Genomic DNA, 16,681 nt, shown 5'->3' with positions numbered 1-16,681 from the left:
ATTAGTAGACTGTAACTGTAACGTTTTGGCGTCCCCAGTTGAGTGCTTCTTGTTGTGAACCAACGAGAAGGTCAAGTTTGTTACCTTGGATTGCGCCACCACGGTCGAGTACGATTGCTTCACCAATGCCTTCGATGTGCATACGTGTACCGATTGGGTATTGTGAAGAAGCTGCTACGATACGCATACCATTGTACGTGATCGTATTTGTAACGTCATAACCGCTTGCTGTCAACGCACGACCGTTGTAGAGTTGGCTACCGTTGTTAGATGGGTCGTTCGTGTAAGCACTGACGTTCATCGTCACTTTCGTACCTGATTTTGCAGGTGTTGATTGTTTTGTTGCAGTAGCTGGTTTAGCTGCTGCTTTTGGTGCTGGCTTCGCAGCCGGTTGTGCTTTTGCTGCTGGTGCTTTCGATACGCCAGCGAGTGAAGTATAGTCGCTGTGTACGTAGCGCGTTTTACCATCGATTGTTGTTTTGATCCATGCACCAACTTTACCTTCTACGTTGACTTTTTCGCCTTTGTAGAGGTTACCGACATCTTTCGAGCTTGTCGTTGGTTGTGTGCGGACGTTTAGTACTGCCGTAGTAACTGTCGCTTTTTTAAAGTCGAATGAGCCTGCTGCAGACGTATACGCACCATGGACATAACGTTTTTGACCGTTAACTGTTGTTTTGATCCATGCGCCAGAACGTCCTTCGACATTTAATGTTTGACCTTTATATACATTGCCTACGTCTGCTGATGCAGTTGTAGGTGCTGTGCGTACGTTGAGTACTGGTGTATTTACTGTTACCGTTTCTGAGGCAGCCTCTGTCTCTTGGGCAAATCCTACTGATAGAGCTGTTGCTGCAAGACCGGCAGCGAAAACTGCTTTTTTCATTATTGATGTCCTCCTGACATATGCTGTGTTTACTGTTCCTACTTTACACGGCAAATCTGACCTGTGCGTTTACAGGTCAATGTCATTCGAGTTACAAACCGAGCTTTTGTGACAACAAGATTGCAAAAGGACGGTTTTTGTCATCGATAGGACATACTGATTATGAAAAACGGACGTTTATAGGTATTTTGGCTTACTGAATATAAAAAATTCGCACAATTCAACAGAAAAAAGCCTTAAAGATAGAAAGTGTTGAATCCTTCTATCGTCTGATGATGAAAAAGTGAAACGGATGATACGTAGATCAATACTTGACGATCGTCGTCACGCCGACCGCTGTCAGGTAAGAACGATGATACAATTCCTGCATCCAATCGTTAGCGGAAAGTTGAAACGTGCCGTGAATCGTTTGGTACGTTCGCTGGCGAATATTGATTTCAATCGGCTCTAGTAGTGGAGTGGACGGTAGATGGTCATGCATGCTGTCATTTTGATTTTCGATATAGAGCAGCTCGAGGACATCTCCTTCTTCCATATGACGTTGTAGATAAATTATGAACTCCCACTGATCGGCACCATCGATCGTAGACAAGTAAGGTATCGTGAATTGTCCTCGCTTCAATGAGACGTATTTCAACCGCTTCGACTTCATGTACGTATAATTGAGGGAGATCGTCAGGTATATAAAGGGGACGAGAGCTAGAAATGAATGTAAGAGCGGACGTCAAGCACCCCATCAGAAATAAGAAGCCATAAAAAAGTCAGCATTCGCACTCGAATGCTGACCAGACCGTACATTTAAGATAATAGCGGTTCATTCGAACCGTGAATGGTATAGTTTTGGACAGTCCGTGAATATTCTAAAAGCAGGACATCAAGTTCATGGCTAAGTTGTAGAACACGCGGGGAGGTGAAGCTGGACTGGTCAGCTTGATGATATAGTTCGCTACGTTTGGCTTCGATGGCTAACGTCAATAGTTGTTGTGTCGTCATAGCAGTCTCCCTTACATTGGTGTCGTATCCATATTCTAGCAAGTCCATTTACGAGGTGCAATGAGATTTCAGTAAAATCGATGAAATGTAATTTTTTTGTAATTTTGGCGGACACGAATCTTTTGCAACTTTCTGTGAGATAATAGGTGCTAAATGCAGAGGAGTTTGGCAAAATAGAGGAGGAACTTCTTCTATAGTAGTAAAGAAAGGGGATGCTCATATGGAGCTCTCATTATGGTTAGCGTTTGGAGCAGGATTATTATCTTTCGTCTCTCCATGTACGCTACCACTGTATCCTGTGTTTCTCTCATACATCACAGGCGTGTCGGTAACGGATTTAAAAGAACGGGGCGTACGAGAAAAGCGATCCTTGTTTCATACGTTAGCGTTCCTCGTTGGTTTTGCGATGGTATTCGTTGTACTCGGTTTATCGACATCGTTGTTCGCAGATGTCTTTATCACATATCGAGATACGTTACGGATGGTTGGGGCACTCGTCATCTTCGTATTTGGGATTGTTCTCGTCGGATTATGGCAACCAACATTCTTGATGCGTGAAAAGAAACTGAATCTCGGGGAACGAAAAGGAGGATACGTCGGGACGGTACTCGTCGGAATCGGTTTTGCAGCCGGTTGGACACCGTGTACAGGTCCGATTCTCGCAGGAGTCATCGGATTAGCTGCGACCAATCCGAGTCAAGGCATGTTCTACATGCTCGCGTATGTCCTTGGCTTCTCGATTCCGTTCTTATTGATGGCGTTCTTCGTCGGTCGTTCGCGCTTGTTCGTGCAGTATAGTCTGAAATTAACGAAATTCGGGGGAGCCTTGATGATGGTGTTCGGAGTCATGCTGTATTTTGATGGCTTGAGTAAATTCGCAGCATGGATGAGTGACATCGTCGGATTCACTGGATTTTAATCAAGGAAGTGATCGGATGATTTGGATATCAACTGGGGTAGCGCTCGTCATGGGATTGCTGATCAGCTTCATTCGTGTGAAGGCATCAGCAAAACCGACGAATGCTAAAAAAATCTTGATCCCGCCCTTTGCGATGTCGACGGGGATGCTACAGTTTTTATACCCAGCATCCCGTCTGACATGGACGGAGGTAGCAGAAGCATTGCTCGTTGGAGCCATCTTCAGTATCTTTTTGATCAAGACATCCAATTTTTATGAAGCGGAAGGACAAATTTATTTGCAACGTTCGAAAGCATTTTTCATCGTCTTATTCGGCATCTTACTCGTTCGGACGGTTGCGAAATTTTTCATCGGCGGACAGATCGATATCTTCGAAACGGGTGGGATTTTTTATCTCGTTGCCTTCGGAATGATTGCACCGTGGCGCTTCGCGATGTATATGAAATACAAACGAGTCAAGTCGGGCACCGTGCCGGTTGCGCACTTACCTCACTAAAAAAACCGCTGAAGGCGACTTCGGCGGTTTTTCGTGCATCCTTCAATTTTGGAAGTATAATGCGTAGTCTCGCCAGTCGATGGCGTGCTCCGTTAGTGCTTTTTTCAAGAATTTATGATCGCGTTTCGGTGTCGCAGAAATATATCCTTTGACGACCAGTTCGGATGTCATCTCTGTCGCCCGTTCTTCAAGTGCGAACTGTCCGATCCGCCCGGCAATCTTGCGGCGTGCGACATCACGAAATGCCGATGGAACCGGCATGACGAGAGCGTTCAACAATTCCATCGTCTCATCCGTCCAAAGATGTCGTGTTTGGTCGATGTACTCATCTTCCCAGTCCATCATCGATTTACCGTCTTCTTTCGGTAACTTCTTGAGGAACTTCCGGAACATGAAAAACCCGCCAATTGCCATGAGTGTGATCATGATAAAGCCCCAGAGCAGAATCCCGTTCATGAACCATTCCATGCGCGACTCATCCCCCTTTCACATCAAATATAGATTAGCATAAATCAGGTGGACGTGCTATGATGAATGACGGAGAAAGTGAGGCGAAAGAATGCTGCAACCATACGTACAATTGGACGAGACCGGACAGCCCCGTAAAGGTGTTTTACCTGAAACAGCGGACGGTCGGATCGTTGAATTCTATTATGATACGAAGGGTGAAGAGATCACGGTGATCTTCGTCACCGTTCCGGCAGAAGATGCGAGCCGGAAGCGTGCGTTTACGGTCGGGAAAACGTTCAAGACGGTTTCGACACTCGAAGACTTCACGTTACTTCACTATGAATGGGCAAATGACCAGATTTTTGCGACACTTGAGATGTTCGCGGATGGGTCGAAACGTCAAATCGACGCTTCGAGATTGCTCGACTATTAAAAAAGAAGGAGATGCGGATTGCCGCGTCTCCTTCTTTTGATATTCAAGAAATATGAAGTCGGATGACCTCGTCATGCAGTTCCACCTGACCACCAATCGGGAACGTGAACAAAGGACTCGTATGTCCGAAGTCGACATTCGCAAGAACCGGTACGTGCTCTAGGAATGGATAGAGTGAGATCAGATATCGCAGATGCTCTTCCGTCATCTTCGTTGTGAGTTGGAAGCGTCCAAAGACGATCCCACGAATCGTTTCCGCGCCTGGTTGTGCCATCAAAGAGGCGAAATCACGGGCGAACGTCGCTGGATGGACTTCGTAATCATCTTCAAGGAATAAAATCGTATCCCGTAAATCAGGGAAGTGCGGTGTACCTTGCAGGAGATTTAACGTACAAAGATTCCCACCGAGCAGTCGACCACTTGCTTGTCCCGGAGATAAGAGAAGTGGACCTTTGTTTGGTAACGTAATGATATGTCCACGATCGGTATCACGCCAATGGACTGAAGGCTTGATCGTAACGGGTTCTGTTCCGAACAACACTTGCTTGAAGTAATCGATCGTATAGGCGTCGCGGTCCCGGAAGGCCCGTAACATCGGTCCGGAGTAAGTGATTAATCCAGTGTTCGTTAGAATGGCGTGACTGAGTGCTGTGATATCGGAGAAGCCACACAGGATTTTCGGATGTGTCCGAATCAATTCGTAGTCGAGTAAGTCGACAAGTTCATTCGTGCTGAACCCACCGCGAACGCACAGGATCGCATCAACGTTCGGATCAGCGAACGCGGCATGGAGGTCTGCGACGCGTAACTCAGGATCACTGGAACCGAACGGATTGACGGCACGCGCATGTTGACTGATCGAGACACGTAATCCGAGCGATTCGAGCGTTTGGATCGCACCATCGATGATCTTTATCTCGACCGTTGAGAGGCTGGAGGCTGGTGCGATTAAGCGGACATGAGAACCATCCGTCAACTTCTTTGGCGTTAACGTCGGCAGGTGGGCAGCGATGATCTCTAAACGGTTACCGAATGGATCGGTTGTGAAGAAACGACGACGTGGCGCAAGGCGTGTGTCATGCTCAACCGGATAACCGGCAGCTTGAAGAGAATCGCTCAAGGCTTCGAACGCAGCGACGGTTAATCCAGGATGCGCTTTTTTAGCAGGGGAGAAGGGATCCTCGATGCCGAGATGAAGTGCTGCACCATGTTCTTCGAACCAGACACCACCACTGGCTTGAACACCAGTCGGTTTTTCGACTTCCTTCATATGTAAAAGCCCGGCATAAAATGCACGGGCGCGATCTTCTTCGTTTTTCGGCATAGCGAGCTGGACATGATCTAACATGAAGACACTTCCTTTACGAATTAGATTCAGGCAACGAACTGAGTGATCCGTTTCAGTTCACGTTCGACGAGGTTCAAGTAGAAGACACCTTCGATCCGGCGATCGAGAGATTGTGCGATCTCATAGAGATTCGTCCGAAGCGCTGCGAGATACGACGCTTCCTCACCAAGAGATTGACGATGGGCGAACGCATAGTGAGCGAGTAAGAACTGAAGATACCCACGATCAGTCAAGAATGGAATCAATTGTTTTTTCTCTTCCATCGACCAGGTATAGTTCGTATCGTAATACATCTTCGCATATAGGTGGTACGGCTCGTCGCCACCTGTAAAGAGGGTTTCACCCCGTTTGACTTCTTCGATCAAGCGTTCACTCCAATCGAAGCGTTCTTTTTTGCGACTAAGGAACAACGGTAGGATGTATGGATGTGCCTGATCCGGCATCCGTGAACAACCCCGTTCATGCCGAAGTGCTGCATAAAGTAACAAGGCACGATCTTCGAAGCCACGTTCGATCGCATACGTCATCCGGCTAAATGCTTCGCAGGATGGGCAATCACTAAGTTCGTCACTTGGCGCGTCAACCCATTCCGATAGATAATGATCGGCTTGTTCCTCATCACCGAGTTTGCTATAGACCATGAAGCTGATATAGTCGCGCGTCCGAATAAAGCCATGCGCGTCACAGAAATCGATGAAGCGATCGAGATCTTCTTCGAGAAGCGAGACCGTCACGTCTTCTTGTTCTGCCATATAGATCAAGTAGGACTTGTAGTTCCAGTACAAATCAAGTTCTTGTTTTGGAGTCAGTGTCATCTCATCTTTTCGGATCCATTCCATCAAGAGCGTGAAGGACACAAGAAACGATCGGAAGTGTCCTAAATCAAATTGATTTTGTGAAAATGTCCATAAGGAGAGGAAGCGGAGTGAATCATCAGCTGTTTCCTCAAAGATGGCCCATAAGGCCTCACCGCGTGCAACGGAGGGTTCTTCTTCCTTTAAACGAAGATATAAGAGATGGAGTTCTTCTTGAGGGTTCATCTGTACCCCTCCTTTCTTATATAAGTATACCACGAGCGTTTTGAGAAATCGCAATTGAGCGAGGACGGAATAAAAAAAGATTCCGAACCCGCTCAATCGCGGTTCGGAATCATTTCAAGTATTTGTGGATGAGTTTCAGCTGTCGGATGTAGCAAATCATGTACTGTGTAACCATTGAGTACTTGATGGAACGCCGCAATGGCATCATCGAAAGCATCACGTGCTGGATTGAGCGAAGGAATCTCGTGAATGCCTTCTTGCGGATCGAGAAAATGAACGGTTGGTTCAAACAGTTGTACGACGTCACCGATATGAATTGCATCCGGAGGGCTCGCTAATCGAAAACCACCTCCACGACCACGGACAGATTCAATCAGACCACTCTGTCCTAAACGATAGACTACTTTCATCAAATGATTCTTAGAAATGTCGTAACAATCCGCTACTTCCTGGATTCGGACTAAACGATCGGGATGAGCTGCTGCGAACAGCAGGGACCGAATCGCGTAATCCGTATAACGTGTCATGCGCATTTTCATCACCTACTTAACACACATACTAGGGGGGGACGCAAGCATTTACAACTTTCAATGTGCAAAAAATAAGATGCATTTTAGAGATTGTTTTTGAGAGTGGATTCACGCATAATGGACGGTGAAAGGTAGGTTAAATTATGCATTTCGATCAGGCATTACACCTTTTGCAACAGCTCGGTCCATCGATGGAGCAAAAGGGATTGCGGATCGCGACGCGCTTCTATGACTCGCTCGAGGCGACGTACGAAGAAGAATTGCGCGCGCTTCGAGAAGCAGGAGCTCAGGACGGAACTCGCGCATTACGGATTTTACGCCTGAGTCAATTACTGAACCAGATTACCAACCAGCACGAATCGAGTGAACTGTTTAAATTGATTTTGCTGAATGAAATCGATCAGACGAAATCGTTTCTGCTGACGTACCCGGACATCATCAGTCGTGAAATTCTTCAAGCTATTCAAATCGAATATGACCTTAAAGAAGATGCACCTTTACTTCAAGCATGGGCAATTGTTCACCATCAACTCGTCGATACGTGCCGCCATTTTTGTAAATACCGTCATGCTGAAAATTGGCGTCAACAAGATATTTTGTTGATCGCAGAAGAACATCATCTCGGAGCCGTCATCGATGAAGCCAGGCACGCGCTCTTGAGTGGTCGAAAAACGACATTGTTACATGTCTCAGCTGAGGAACTGGCAGAACGAATGTTAGCGAATGTCGTATCCTTGACGACGAAAGGGATGGTCGTTCATCACATTCGTCAAGAAGGATGGGAACAACAGATGCACGAATTCTTGACGATGATCACGGCGAATGATCCGATTGTCTTCGTCAGTGGATCGACGAATTTCATTGAAGAAATCCAGCAACGACTCGATCCGTTACCGGTCCTGTTCGGTCCGTTCGTAGCGGCAAATCAATTACCCTCTTAACGAGAAAAGCGATGTGTAACGCTCTGACAAAAGTCGGAGCATGACACATCGCTTTTTTAAGCTGATTTCGTTAAGCGTTTCGCACGTTGAATCGACCGGTCGAGTGCGAGATAGACCCCACCTGAGACACAACAGAGCAGTCCGACGAATCCGAGCGCAAAGTCACCTTTTCCGGTATCAAGGAATAACGATCCGAGAAGCGGTGCGGTGACGCCGCCAATCAACCACTGGAGACTCGCAGCACCGTTGTACGTTCCGCGGAGATGTTCTGGTGCGATCAAAGCGATGAACGTCATCTGCACAGGAGACATGATCATCTCACCGAGCGTATAGAACGCATAAATCGCAAGCAATACCGTCACGAGCACGACATAACTCGTTCCGAGTGAGAACAGGTAAGACGGCACGAATGCGAGAAAAATCATGCCGATCCCGAAAATCGAGGCGCCGAGCAACATGACTTTTCCGAATGCCTTGCCGGACAAGCGAGCAGCGATCGGGAACTGGAACAAGACGACCATGATTCCGTTCAGTGCCATCAAGTAAGGAAACGGATTTTGTTTCGTCGGTAGTCCCGGCAGTGCTTCCTTTAAGAAGACCGGTAACATACTCTCGACGAGGGCAAATCCCATCGAGATGAAGACACCCGCCCCGATGAAGATTAAAAAGACATGATCCTTCCGCAATACAGTGAGCGGTGATACTTTGACTTCGTCCGTCTTTTCGATATACTCCGGTTTCGTCTCTTCGATGAAGAAGTAGAGAACGAGTCCGTACAGGAAAAAGACGAAAGCGGCAGAGTAGAAGATGAGTGAACGGTCGACGAATAGGACCGCACTTCCGAGAAGTGGACCGAATGCGGCCCCGACGTTATGTCCCATCCGTAGCAGGCCGAACGATTCGTTCAGGCGTTCTGGTGGTGTGACGTCAGCGACCATCGCGCTTGCCGCCGGATGGAACAGTGAACTCGATAAACCGAGCAGCGCGTTCAAAGCGAGAAGTGGTCCGAATGAATCAGCGAACGAAAAACCGATTAGTGCGATGACGTCACCGATGATCGAGAGGACCATCAGTGGTTTTCGACCGAATTTATCGGCGAAGTGACCACCGAGGACGGCACCGACGAGCGACATGATCGGTCCGGTCGCCATGATGACACCGACCAAGAAGTAGGAATCGAGTCGATCCGCATAATAAAGAACTAAAAATGGTGCAATCATGAACATCATGATCCCCGTGATCGTTTCCCCGACGAACCGGATCCAGATGTTGCGATCAAGCTGTTTGAGTGCGTTAAACATAGTGAAAACCCCTTATATTCCGTTTTTAGACAATAGAAAAGACGGATACGCACAAATATGGGCATACCCGTCCTAATATAAGAGGGCAGCATGTACGTATACGCATACGCACACCCTGCTTAATTAAAAATTAAACGATTGGGTGACGTACAGTTGTAGCCGATACAAAGACAGTGTGGACAGATGTCCGGGCTTGATGGAATACCATTGTACGTCTCCTCCTTCTGTAATAGTAAACTTCCTAGTCATCGTAAAGAAGATCGTGATGAATTGTCAACTTTAAATCTGAAAATTGAGTCAATGAAGTGAAATGGACGAGACCTTGAAAATTCGGTATGATAGACTAGTTGCGAAAAAGATTGATCGGACTTTTGAATATATCGGTGAAAGGAACTACCATACATGACAAACATTCTACAAACGGAAGTCGAAAAGCGTCGGATTTTCGGCATCATCTCCCACCCGGATGCGGGTAAGACGACATTAACTGAAAAATTCCTCCTGCACGGAGGGGCAATCCGTGAGGCAGGTTCTGTCAAGGCACGGAAAAACTCGAAATTTGCGAAATCCGACTGGATGGAAATCGAAAAACAACGCGGAATCTCTGTTACGTCTTCGGTCATGCAATTCGAATACGATAAAAAGATCGTCTCAATCATGGATACACCAGGTCACTCGGACTTCGGTGAAGATACGTATCGGATCCTGACAGCGGTTGACTCAGCAATCATGGTCATCGATGCAGCGAAAGGGATCGAGTCGCAAACGAAGAAACTGTTCCAAGTTTGTCGGATGCGCGGGATTCCAATCTTTACGTTCATCAATAAGATGGACCGTCAAGCGCGTGACCCACTCGAATTGATGGAAGAACTCGAAGAAGTCCTCGGTATTCCGTCTGTTGCTGTGACGTGGCCAGCTGGTTCAGGTCAACAGTTCGAAGGGGTCTATGACCGTGTCAAAGGACAATTCCATTGTTTCAAGAACGATCGTAAGTCGATCGAACTCGGTGAGGAAGGTCTCGCGAACGAAGAACTCGCGACGACGATCAACTCGGAAATGTATGAGACGTTGATGGATGAAGTCGACTTACTCGACGGCGCAGGTAACGAATATGATGAAGAATTGATCGCAAAAGGTGAACTGACTCCAGTCTTCTTCGGATCAGCACTCGTCGATTTTGGTGTCACACCACTTCTTGAACATTACTTGAACTTGTCTCCTTCACCGACACCACGCGAGTCGAACAAAGGGAAAGTCGAGCCGGCACAAGACTTCTTCAGCGGTTTCGTCTTCAAGATTCAAGCGAACATGAACCCGAACCACCGTGACCGGATTGCGTTCGTCCGTATTTGTACGGGTAAATTTGATCGTGGAATGGACGTCGTCCTGACACGGACAGGCAAGAAGATGAAGTTATCTCAATCGACACAATTCATGGCGGATGAGCGGGAAACGGTCAATGAAGCGTTCGCAGGAGACGTCATCGGGTTGTACGATTCAGGCAACTATCAAATCGGTGATACAATCACGAACGGTGATCCATCATTGCAATATGAAGCACTACCAACGTTCGCACCAGAACTCTTCTTGAAGGTCTACACGAAAAACGCCTTGAAGTCGAAACAGTTCCAAAAAGGTGTCGAACAGCTCGCGCAAGAAGGTGCGATCCAGGTCTACAAGACGGAATACAACGAAATCATCCTCGGAGCAATCGGACAACTCCAATTCGAAGTCTTCGAGCACCGGCTCAAAGGCGAGTATGGCGTTGACATCTTGAAGGATGCTGCGAACTTCCAAGTCGCGAAATGGATCAAGCCAGCTGAAGTCACTGCCGTCAAACAATTGACGGATTCACGGACGGTTCTCGTCTACGACCGTTGGGAAAATGCTGTTCTATTATTTGCGAATGATTTCGTCTACGAGCGATTCGTTCAGAAGAACGAAGGAACGATCACATTGGTCGATTCACCGCAACAACTCTAAGTTTTTGACGGACTACTTTTCGAAGTAGTCCGTTTTTTCGTTCCTGAAATCTCGTTTGATGGCAAGCGAACAAGGGTAAAAACAGAGCGAGTTTGAATTCATATGAAAAAGGAAGGTGTCATGTGATGGCGAAACGGTTTGTTGGAATCTATCAGGATCAATCGAGTCTGGAACGAAAAATCGAGGAATTGAAACAACAGGGGCATCATGATTCGGATTTTTCTGTCGTCGGTCGAGATGACGCGGCAGACGAAGCATCGGGTGCAAGTTGGATTGATCAGGTCAAATCAAAATTTTCTAAAGAACCACCGCTCCGCGAGACATTAAAACGTGTCGGACATTCGGACGATGAGGCAGAACGGCATTACGCAGAAGTCGAGCGTGGCGGTCTTGCATTGTTCGTCAAGGATCGAGATCACGATCATGACCACGACCATGAGCACCATCATCACCATGACCATGATCATGACCATCGACACGATGATAACAAGGTCGAAAATCCGGGGAACAATGCCTATGAATCCAATCACCGCGGGGACGGTGAGAAGAGCGACCGGGCGAAGTGGAAAGCGGACGATCTCGACTAATACCTAGAAGTGAAGGCGCCGCTTGCGGTGGACTTCACTTTTTTTCATATCTGGAGGCGTAGGGCGAGATGTGTGAGGAATCGAGGTGCTATACTGAGAGCATCGAAGAGGTGATAAGACATGAAAAAAATAGTGACAGCTTTAGCAGGAATTGGTCTTGCCAGTGCTTGGTTCATTAACCGGTACCCAGTTTTCGGGAAACGACCAAGCCGTGCAGAGCGGCTGAGTTTCGAACGATCAGATCGTTTTGTCGACGGGAAGTTCAAAAATGAGATGGATTTCCAGTTGAAGATGGAATGGGACTCGATGAAAAGTATCTTAAAGGATTACGGAAGAAACATTCCGAATCTGCGTCCTGTCAAAGCGTTACCGACGCTTCCGTATCAGCGACGTCAAGACGATAGTGAAACACCACGTGTCACATGGTTCGGACATTCGGCATTTTTACTCGAACTCGATGGGCAAACGATTTTCTTTGACCCGATGCTCGGGCGCGCACCATCACCGTTCCCGAAACTGGGGGGAGGACGTTTTCAAACGACGCAGACGGTTGATCTCGAACGTCTACCGTTGATTGATGTCGTTGTCTATTCGCATGATCATTATGATCATCTGGATTATCCATCCGTCCTCGCCTTGAAAAATCGAGTCGGTCGCTTCATCGTGCCGCTCGGTGTCGGGAGTCGTCTCCGTGGATGGGGCGTCTCGGCTGAGCGAATCACGGAACTCGACTGGCATGAATCGACACAAGTCGGTGGCATCAAACTGACAGCGGCTCCGTCGCGCCATTATTCAGGGCGAAATGGTCTTGATCAATTTTCAACGCTATGGGCGTCATGGGTCATCGAAGGCTCGCAAAAGGTCTTCTTTAGTGGCGATAGTGGATATGGTCCACACTTCAAAGCAATCGGCGAACAATATGGTCCGTTTGACCTGACGATGATGGAATGTGGACAGTACGATGTCCGGTGGTCCAATTCGCATATGTTACCGGAACAAACAGTTCAAGCTCATCGAGATGTAAAAGGTCGTGTCCTGATGCCTATTCACTGGTCTGCCTTCATCCTCGCGTTCCATGCGTGGTTCGAGCCGGTCGAACGGTTGCTCAAGGAAGCGAAACGCGATGAGATTCCGGTTCTGACACCAATGATCGGGGAGAGTGTGACACCCGAGAGCACGACACGAAAATGGTGGCGGGAAGTGCGTTGAGTAAAATAACTTTTTGATTTTAATTGAATGAAATGAGAAAAAAGTAGCCTTTTCGAATCACATCGAAAAGGCTACTTTTTTAGGTGAATAAACAGACGAAATGTTCATCCTCGACTCTTATAGAAAAGCGAGGATGATGTCATCGTCCGATCGTACAATACCATTTAGCTCGCCAATTGATCCGCTTGCTTTACGCGACGAGAACGAACTTTTTCGATGATTTCGAAACCGAGCACAAGCATCGTTCCGACGAGTAATCCGTTACTGAGGAACGGACGAAGCGTCAAAGGCAGGACTTCCGCGATGACGGTCGATTGCAACAAGATACTGATGCCGATGACGGCACTGATCGCAAACGCATGGCGGCGGCGACTGTTCTCCATGTTACTTTCCGCAGACTGCCAGGCAATCAGGAACATGTGCGGCAATGTCGCAAGCAACGCGGCACTCGCAACGCTACGCGGTAATGTCGCGATGATCCCGATCAAGCTTGGGAAGAAACCGATCAGTGCGATGACGAGCGAGGCAATCAAGAACGGGCGACGTTTCCGGCTTCCCGTTTGCGCGATGAATCCGCTCGTGATGGGTAATGGCACCGGGACAAGCGTCGAGAATGTAGCAGCGAGTAAATGAATGACACCTTCGATGGATAATCCTTGGTGCAGACGTCCTTGTTTTTGAAGCGTCGCTTCGACGGCGCTTAAAGCGGCAATTAAATTGACGACGAGCAAGATCGCGAACGGAATCGCGACAAGGAATGCACTGCCGTCAAACTGTGGCCATCCGAACGGTAGCGCTTGCGGTGGTGCGAACAAACTAGATGATGCAGGAAGCGACGGACGGCTGACGAGCCAACCGACGATGATTCCGATCATCAAGGCAAACGGACGTAAGCGACTCGGTCCAAATTGGCTGAGTCCGAGCACGAGCAAGAACGTGACGATTCCGGCGAGGCGTGTTGCCTCGACGGCGAGAACGGCACCGAGCATAACACCTGTCAATTGAATACATAATAAGAGCAAAAACGTTCCGCTGACGAGCGGTGTAAAGACGGGTAATAAGTATTTCGTCCATCCTGTCAAACCGAGAATGATGAGGACGACGCCGGCAATGACGACGGCTGCCATCGCGATTGTAAAGGCCGTTTTTGAATCGACCGGTAGTGCAGCGATGACGACGAAGATGCTGACCCATGATCCGGCAGGTCCCGATACGATCGGAAGCCGGTGGCCGAAGGCTCCGTGTAGGAAACAGGCAATCCCGCCTACAAAGAACGACCGTTGGACAAGGGCAGCAGTCTCAACTGATGAGAGGTCGAACAGACTGGCGACGACGATTGGTAAAGCAATCGTGTTCGCGAGTAAAAAGACGATCCACTGGAAGGTAGAAGTCGTTTGTTTCATGAAAAAGCTCCTTTCTTAAACTTCAGATATTCCTGCATCATAGCATATGATTGATGTTATGATTCATATATCTTTATACATGAAAACATATGAAAGAGATGATGAATATGGATTTACGCCAGTACCGCTATTTTTGTGCGGTCGTCGAGGAACAATCCGTCACGCGAGCAGCGGAGCGCTTACGGATGGCACAACCTGCCTTGACGCAGCAAATTCGGCGAATGGAAGAAGAGCTAGGTGTTCGTCTGATTGAGCGGGCAGGGCGCGGGATCCGGATTACCTCGAGCGGCAACCGCTTATATGAACGAGCAGTCTCTTTGCTACAGTTCGAGCAGGAGACACGGATGGAAGTGAGCGACATTGAAGCCGGACGAACGGGAATCTTGCGCATTGGTGTGAACACTTTATCAGCCAGTCGGCTCGTCGAATGGATTGAACAGATGAAACGACGACATCCTGGCATTATCTTACAAGTCCACCAAGGAGAATCGAGTGCGCTCATCGAACGGTTGAAAGAGCGGTCGCTTGACGCAGCGTTCGTCCGTCTACCGATTGATGCGCAAGGGATTTCGATTGAATGGATGGAAGAAGAACCGTTTCATCAAGTCTGGCACCCCGATCACCCGACCGCGGATCTCATCATTCCGAGTCAAGAAGGACTCGGTGTCTTTCAGACGTTAAGTCAACGGCTCAGCGTCGTATCGCAAGAGACGTGTTCCGATGTTTTGACGCTGATCGGACTTGTCCGCAGTGGACAGGCGGTGACTGTATTGCCGGAGAGTACGTTGCGGGAACTGGATATGACAGGACTGCACCAGACATACCTATCCGGTGCAGCAAGTACGACAGCCTTCGTCTGGTTGACGGAGACGGGACCGACGACACTGACGAAACAATTCATTGAAATCATGAAAGAAACAGCAGATTGATCAACTGACAGGAAAGAAAGGATAGATCGTATGAAAACGATTCAAGGCACGTATGGAGAAGCAAAGATTTTCACGGATAACGTCGACGACCTGACGATTAAGCAAGTCACAGCTATGTTAGAGGAACAATTTGCGACAGACAGTCGCGTCCGGATCATGCCAGATTGCCATGCTGGAAAAGGATCTGTCATCGGAACGACGATGCATGTGACGGACGAGGTCGTACCGAATCTCGTTGGTGTCGATATCGGTTGCGGCATGTTATGTACACGACTTGCTGAACAAGAACCAATCGATTATGCGAAACTTGACGCGACGATTCAGCGTCTCGTTCCAAGTGGCATGTCGGTACGTCAGCAAGCTCATCCATTGTCCGAACAGGTACCGTTTGATCAAGTACTTGCACCGTTTAACGAGACACGGGCACGATTATCGATTGGTACGCTTGGTGGAGGGAATCATTTCATCGAACTGAACCAGGATGCAGCAGGACAGCGCTATCTCGTCATTCATTCTGGTAGTCGCAATCTTGGGAAGACGATTGCCGAACATTATCAAGCAGAGGCAGAAACTGCACGCTTCCAATTTGACGCTGACCAAGTCATCGCCGAATTAAAACAACAAGGGCGCGAGTCGGATATACAGACGACCTTACAGCAATTGAAGGAAAAACGGTCTACGTTTAACAAAGATTTAGCATCTGTTTCCGGCGAAGCGATGGAGCGTTATCTCCATGATCTTAAGATCGCTCAACGATACGCAGCATTGAACCGTCAGGCGATGACCGAGGTCATTTTCGAGGCGATGGGATGGACGGTAGCGGATCAATTCGATACGATCCACAACTACATCGATCTTGACGCGATGATTCTACGAAAAGGTGCCATCTCTGCAAAAGCCGGCGAGCGGGCAATCATTCCGATGAACATGCGTGATGGTTCCTTGATCGTCGTAGGAAAAGGAAATCCCGATTGGAACTATTCCGCGCCACACGGAGCAGGACGAATCATGTCGCGGTCAAAAGCATTCAAAACAGTTGAACTGGATGCGTTCGAAAAGACGATGACCGATGTCTGGTCAAGTTCAGTCGTCGCATCGACGCGTGACGAGTCGCCGTTCGTCTACAAGCCGATGGACGAAATCATCCGTAATACGAAAGAAACGGTCGATGTCGTCGAAATCATTAAACCGCTGTACAACTTTAAGGCGAAATGATGGAAGGTTATTATCAAT

18 protein-coding genes are annotated in these 16,681 nt (G+C 48.0%); 9 read left to right on the top strand and 9 right to left on the bottom strand.

The genetic code is table 11. The features are described 5' to 3' along the window. Window position 1: 1 nt before the first annotated feature. The 3 genes from EXG77_RS10505 to EXG77_RS10495 form a co-directional block, all read right to left on the bottom strand. Window positions 2-886, bottom strand: coding sequence for an SH3 domain-containing protein (locus tag EXG77_RS10505; RefSeq protein WP_023467777.1), 885 nt, complete (start codon window positions 884-886; stop codon window positions 2-4). A 304-nt stretch (window positions 887-1,190) separates the two neighbouring features. Continuing rightward, window positions 1,191-1,478 (bottom strand): hypothetical protein, encoded by a 288-nt coding sequence (locus EXG77_RS10500; RefSeq protein ID WP_145981739.1) that lies wholly within the window; start codon window positions 1,476-1,478, stop codon window positions 1,191-1,193. A 206-nt stretch (window positions 1,479-1,684) separates the two neighbouring features. After that, on the bottom strand, window positions 1,685-1,879 hold the full coding sequence (locus EXG77_RS10495) for an aspartyl-phosphate phosphatase Spo0E family protein (protein WP_023467779.1): 195 nt from the start codon (window positions 1,877-1,879) through the stop codon (window positions 1,685-1,687). A 220-nt stretch (window positions 1,880-2,099) separates the two neighbouring features. Here EXG77_RS10495 and EXG77_RS10490 point away from each other — a divergent pair, with 220 nt between their 5' ends. Both EXG77_RS10490 and EXG77_RS10485 read left to right on the top strand, forming a co-directional pair. Then, window positions 2,100-2,798 (top strand): cytochrome c biogenesis CcdA family protein, encoded by a 699-nt coding sequence (locus EXG77_RS10490; protein ID WP_023467780.1) that lies wholly within the window; start codon window positions 2,100-2,102, stop codon window positions 2,796-2,798. A 16-nt stretch (window positions 2,799-2,814) separates the two neighbouring features. After that, a complete protein-coding gene (locus tag EXG77_RS10485; RefSeq protein WP_035398107.1) occupies window positions 2,815-3,294 on the top strand; it encodes a CcdC family protein in 480 nt (159 codons plus the stop codon). 42 nt (window positions 3,295-3,336) lie between these two features. Here the strand turns inward: EXG77_RS10485 and EXG77_RS10480 are convergent, their stop codons facing one another. After that, window positions 3,337-3,762, bottom strand: a complete 426-nt coding sequence (locus tag EXG77_RS10480) for a DUF2621 family protein (RefSeq protein WP_023467782.1) — start codon at window positions 3,760-3,762, stop codon at window positions 3,337-3,339. Between the two features lie 91 nt (window positions 3,763-3,853). Between EXG77_RS10480 and EXG77_RS10475 the strand changes: the two genes are divergently transcribed. Then, the gene (locus EXG77_RS10475) at window positions 3,854-4,177 is read left to right on the top strand and encodes a hypothetical protein (RefSeq protein WP_023467783.1); all 324 of its coding nucleotides are present in this window, start codon (window positions 3,854-3,856) and stop codon (window positions 4,175-4,177) included. A 43-nt stretch (window positions 4,178-4,220) separates the two neighbouring features. On the opposite strand, the gene EXG77_RS10470 is transcribed toward EXG77_RS10475, so the two are convergent. The 3 genes from EXG77_RS10470 to EXG77_RS10460 all read right to left on the bottom strand — a co-directional run bounded on the left by EXG77_RS10470 (window position 4,221) and on the right by EXG77_RS10460 (window position 7,098). Continuing rightward, a complete protein-coding gene (locus tag EXG77_RS10470) occupies window positions 4,221-5,525 on the bottom strand; it encodes an LD-carboxypeptidase (RefSeq protein ID WP_052017174.1) in 1,305 nt (434 codons plus the stop codon). 26 nt (window positions 5,526-5,551) lie between these two features. Further along, window positions 5,552-6,565 carry a hypothetical protein gene (locus EXG77_RS10465; RefSeq protein WP_023467785.1) on the bottom strand — a complete coding sequence of 338 codons (1,014 nt, stop codon included), beginning with the start codon at window positions 6,563-6,565 and terminating at the stop codon, window positions 5,552-5,554. Between the two features lie 92 nt (window positions 6,566-6,657). Further along, window positions 6,658-7,098, bottom strand: a complete 441-nt coding sequence (locus EXG77_RS10460; protein WP_023467786.1) for an Rrf2 family transcriptional regulator — start codon at window positions 7,096-7,098, stop codon at window positions 6,658-6,660. 140 nt (window positions 7,099-7,238) lie between these two features. Between EXG77_RS10460 and EXG77_RS10455 the strand changes: the two genes are divergently transcribed. Continuing rightward, window positions 7,239-8,036 carry a hypothetical protein gene (locus EXG77_RS10455; RefSeq protein WP_023467787.1) on the top strand — a complete coding sequence of 266 codons (798 nt, stop codon included), beginning with the start codon at window positions 7,239-7,241 and terminating at the stop codon, window positions 8,034-8,036. A 56-nt stretch (window positions 8,037-8,092) separates the two neighbouring features. On the opposite strand, the gene EXG77_RS10450 is transcribed toward EXG77_RS10455, so the two are convergent. Beyond that, window positions 8,093-9,337, bottom strand: a complete 1,245-nt coding sequence (locus tag EXG77_RS10450) for an MFS transporter (RefSeq protein ID WP_023467788.1) — start codon at window positions 9,335-9,337, stop codon at window positions 8,093-8,095. Window positions 9,338-9,739: 402 nt separating this feature from the next. Here EXG77_RS10450 and EXG77_RS10445 point away from each other — a divergent pair, with 402 nt between their 5' ends. The 3 genes from EXG77_RS10445 (at window position 9,740) to EXG77_RS10435 (ending at window position 13,116) form a co-directional block, all read left to right on the top strand. Beyond that, complete coding sequence (locus EXG77_RS10445; protein ID WP_035398104.1) at window positions 9,740-11,320, top strand: peptide chain release factor 3; 1,581 nt, start codon at window positions 9,740-9,742, stop codon at window positions 11,318-11,320. Window positions 11,321-11,445: 125 nt separating this feature from the next. After that, a complete protein-coding gene (locus tag EXG77_RS10440; protein WP_035398102.1) occupies window positions 11,446-11,907 on the top strand; it encodes a general stress protein in 462 nt (153 codons plus the stop codon). Window positions 11,908-12,027: 120 nt separating this feature from the next. Then, window positions 12,028-13,116: an MBL fold metallo-hydrolase gene (locus EXG77_RS10435; RefSeq protein WP_035398100.1), complete on the top strand. Its 1,089-nt coding sequence runs from the start codon at window positions 12,028-12,030 to the stop codon at window positions 13,114-13,116. Between the two features lie 164 nt (window positions 13,117-13,280). On the opposite strand, the gene EXG77_RS10430 is transcribed toward EXG77_RS10435, so the two are convergent. Beyond that, window positions 13,281-14,519, bottom strand: coding sequence for a purine/pyrimidine permease (locus EXG77_RS10430; RefSeq protein WP_035398099.1), 1,239 nt, complete (start codon window positions 14,517-14,519; stop codon window positions 13,281-13,283). 107 nt (window positions 14,520-14,626) lie between these two features. Between EXG77_RS10430 and EXG77_RS10425 the strand changes: the two genes are divergently transcribed. Together EXG77_RS10425 and EXG77_RS10420 are read left to right on the top strand one after the other, a co-directional pair. Further along, window positions 14,627-15,448 (top strand): LysR family transcriptional regulator, encoded by an 822-nt coding sequence (locus EXG77_RS10425; RefSeq protein WP_035398096.1) that lies wholly within the window; start codon window positions 14,627-14,629, stop codon window positions 15,446-15,448. A 30-nt stretch (window positions 15,449-15,478) separates the two neighbouring features. After that, window positions 15,479-16,663 carry an RNA-splicing ligase RtcB gene (locus EXG77_RS10420; RefSeq protein ID WP_023467794.1) on the top strand — a complete coding sequence of 395 codons (1,185 nt, stop codon included), beginning with the start codon at window positions 15,479-15,481 and terminating at the stop codon, window positions 16,661-16,663. Window positions 16,664-16,681: the final 18 nt, after the last annotated feature.

Origin of the sequence: Exiguobacterium sp. OS-77, assembly GCF_000414195.2 — a bacterium.
In the GTDB taxonomy this organism is placed as follows: Bacteria; Bacillota; Bacilli; order Exiguobacteriales; family Exiguobacteriaceae; genus Exiguobacterium_A; species Exiguobacterium_A indicum.
The sequence above is the reverse complement of the archived record's forward strand: the minus strand, read 5'-3'. Positions and strand labels throughout refer to the sequence as shown.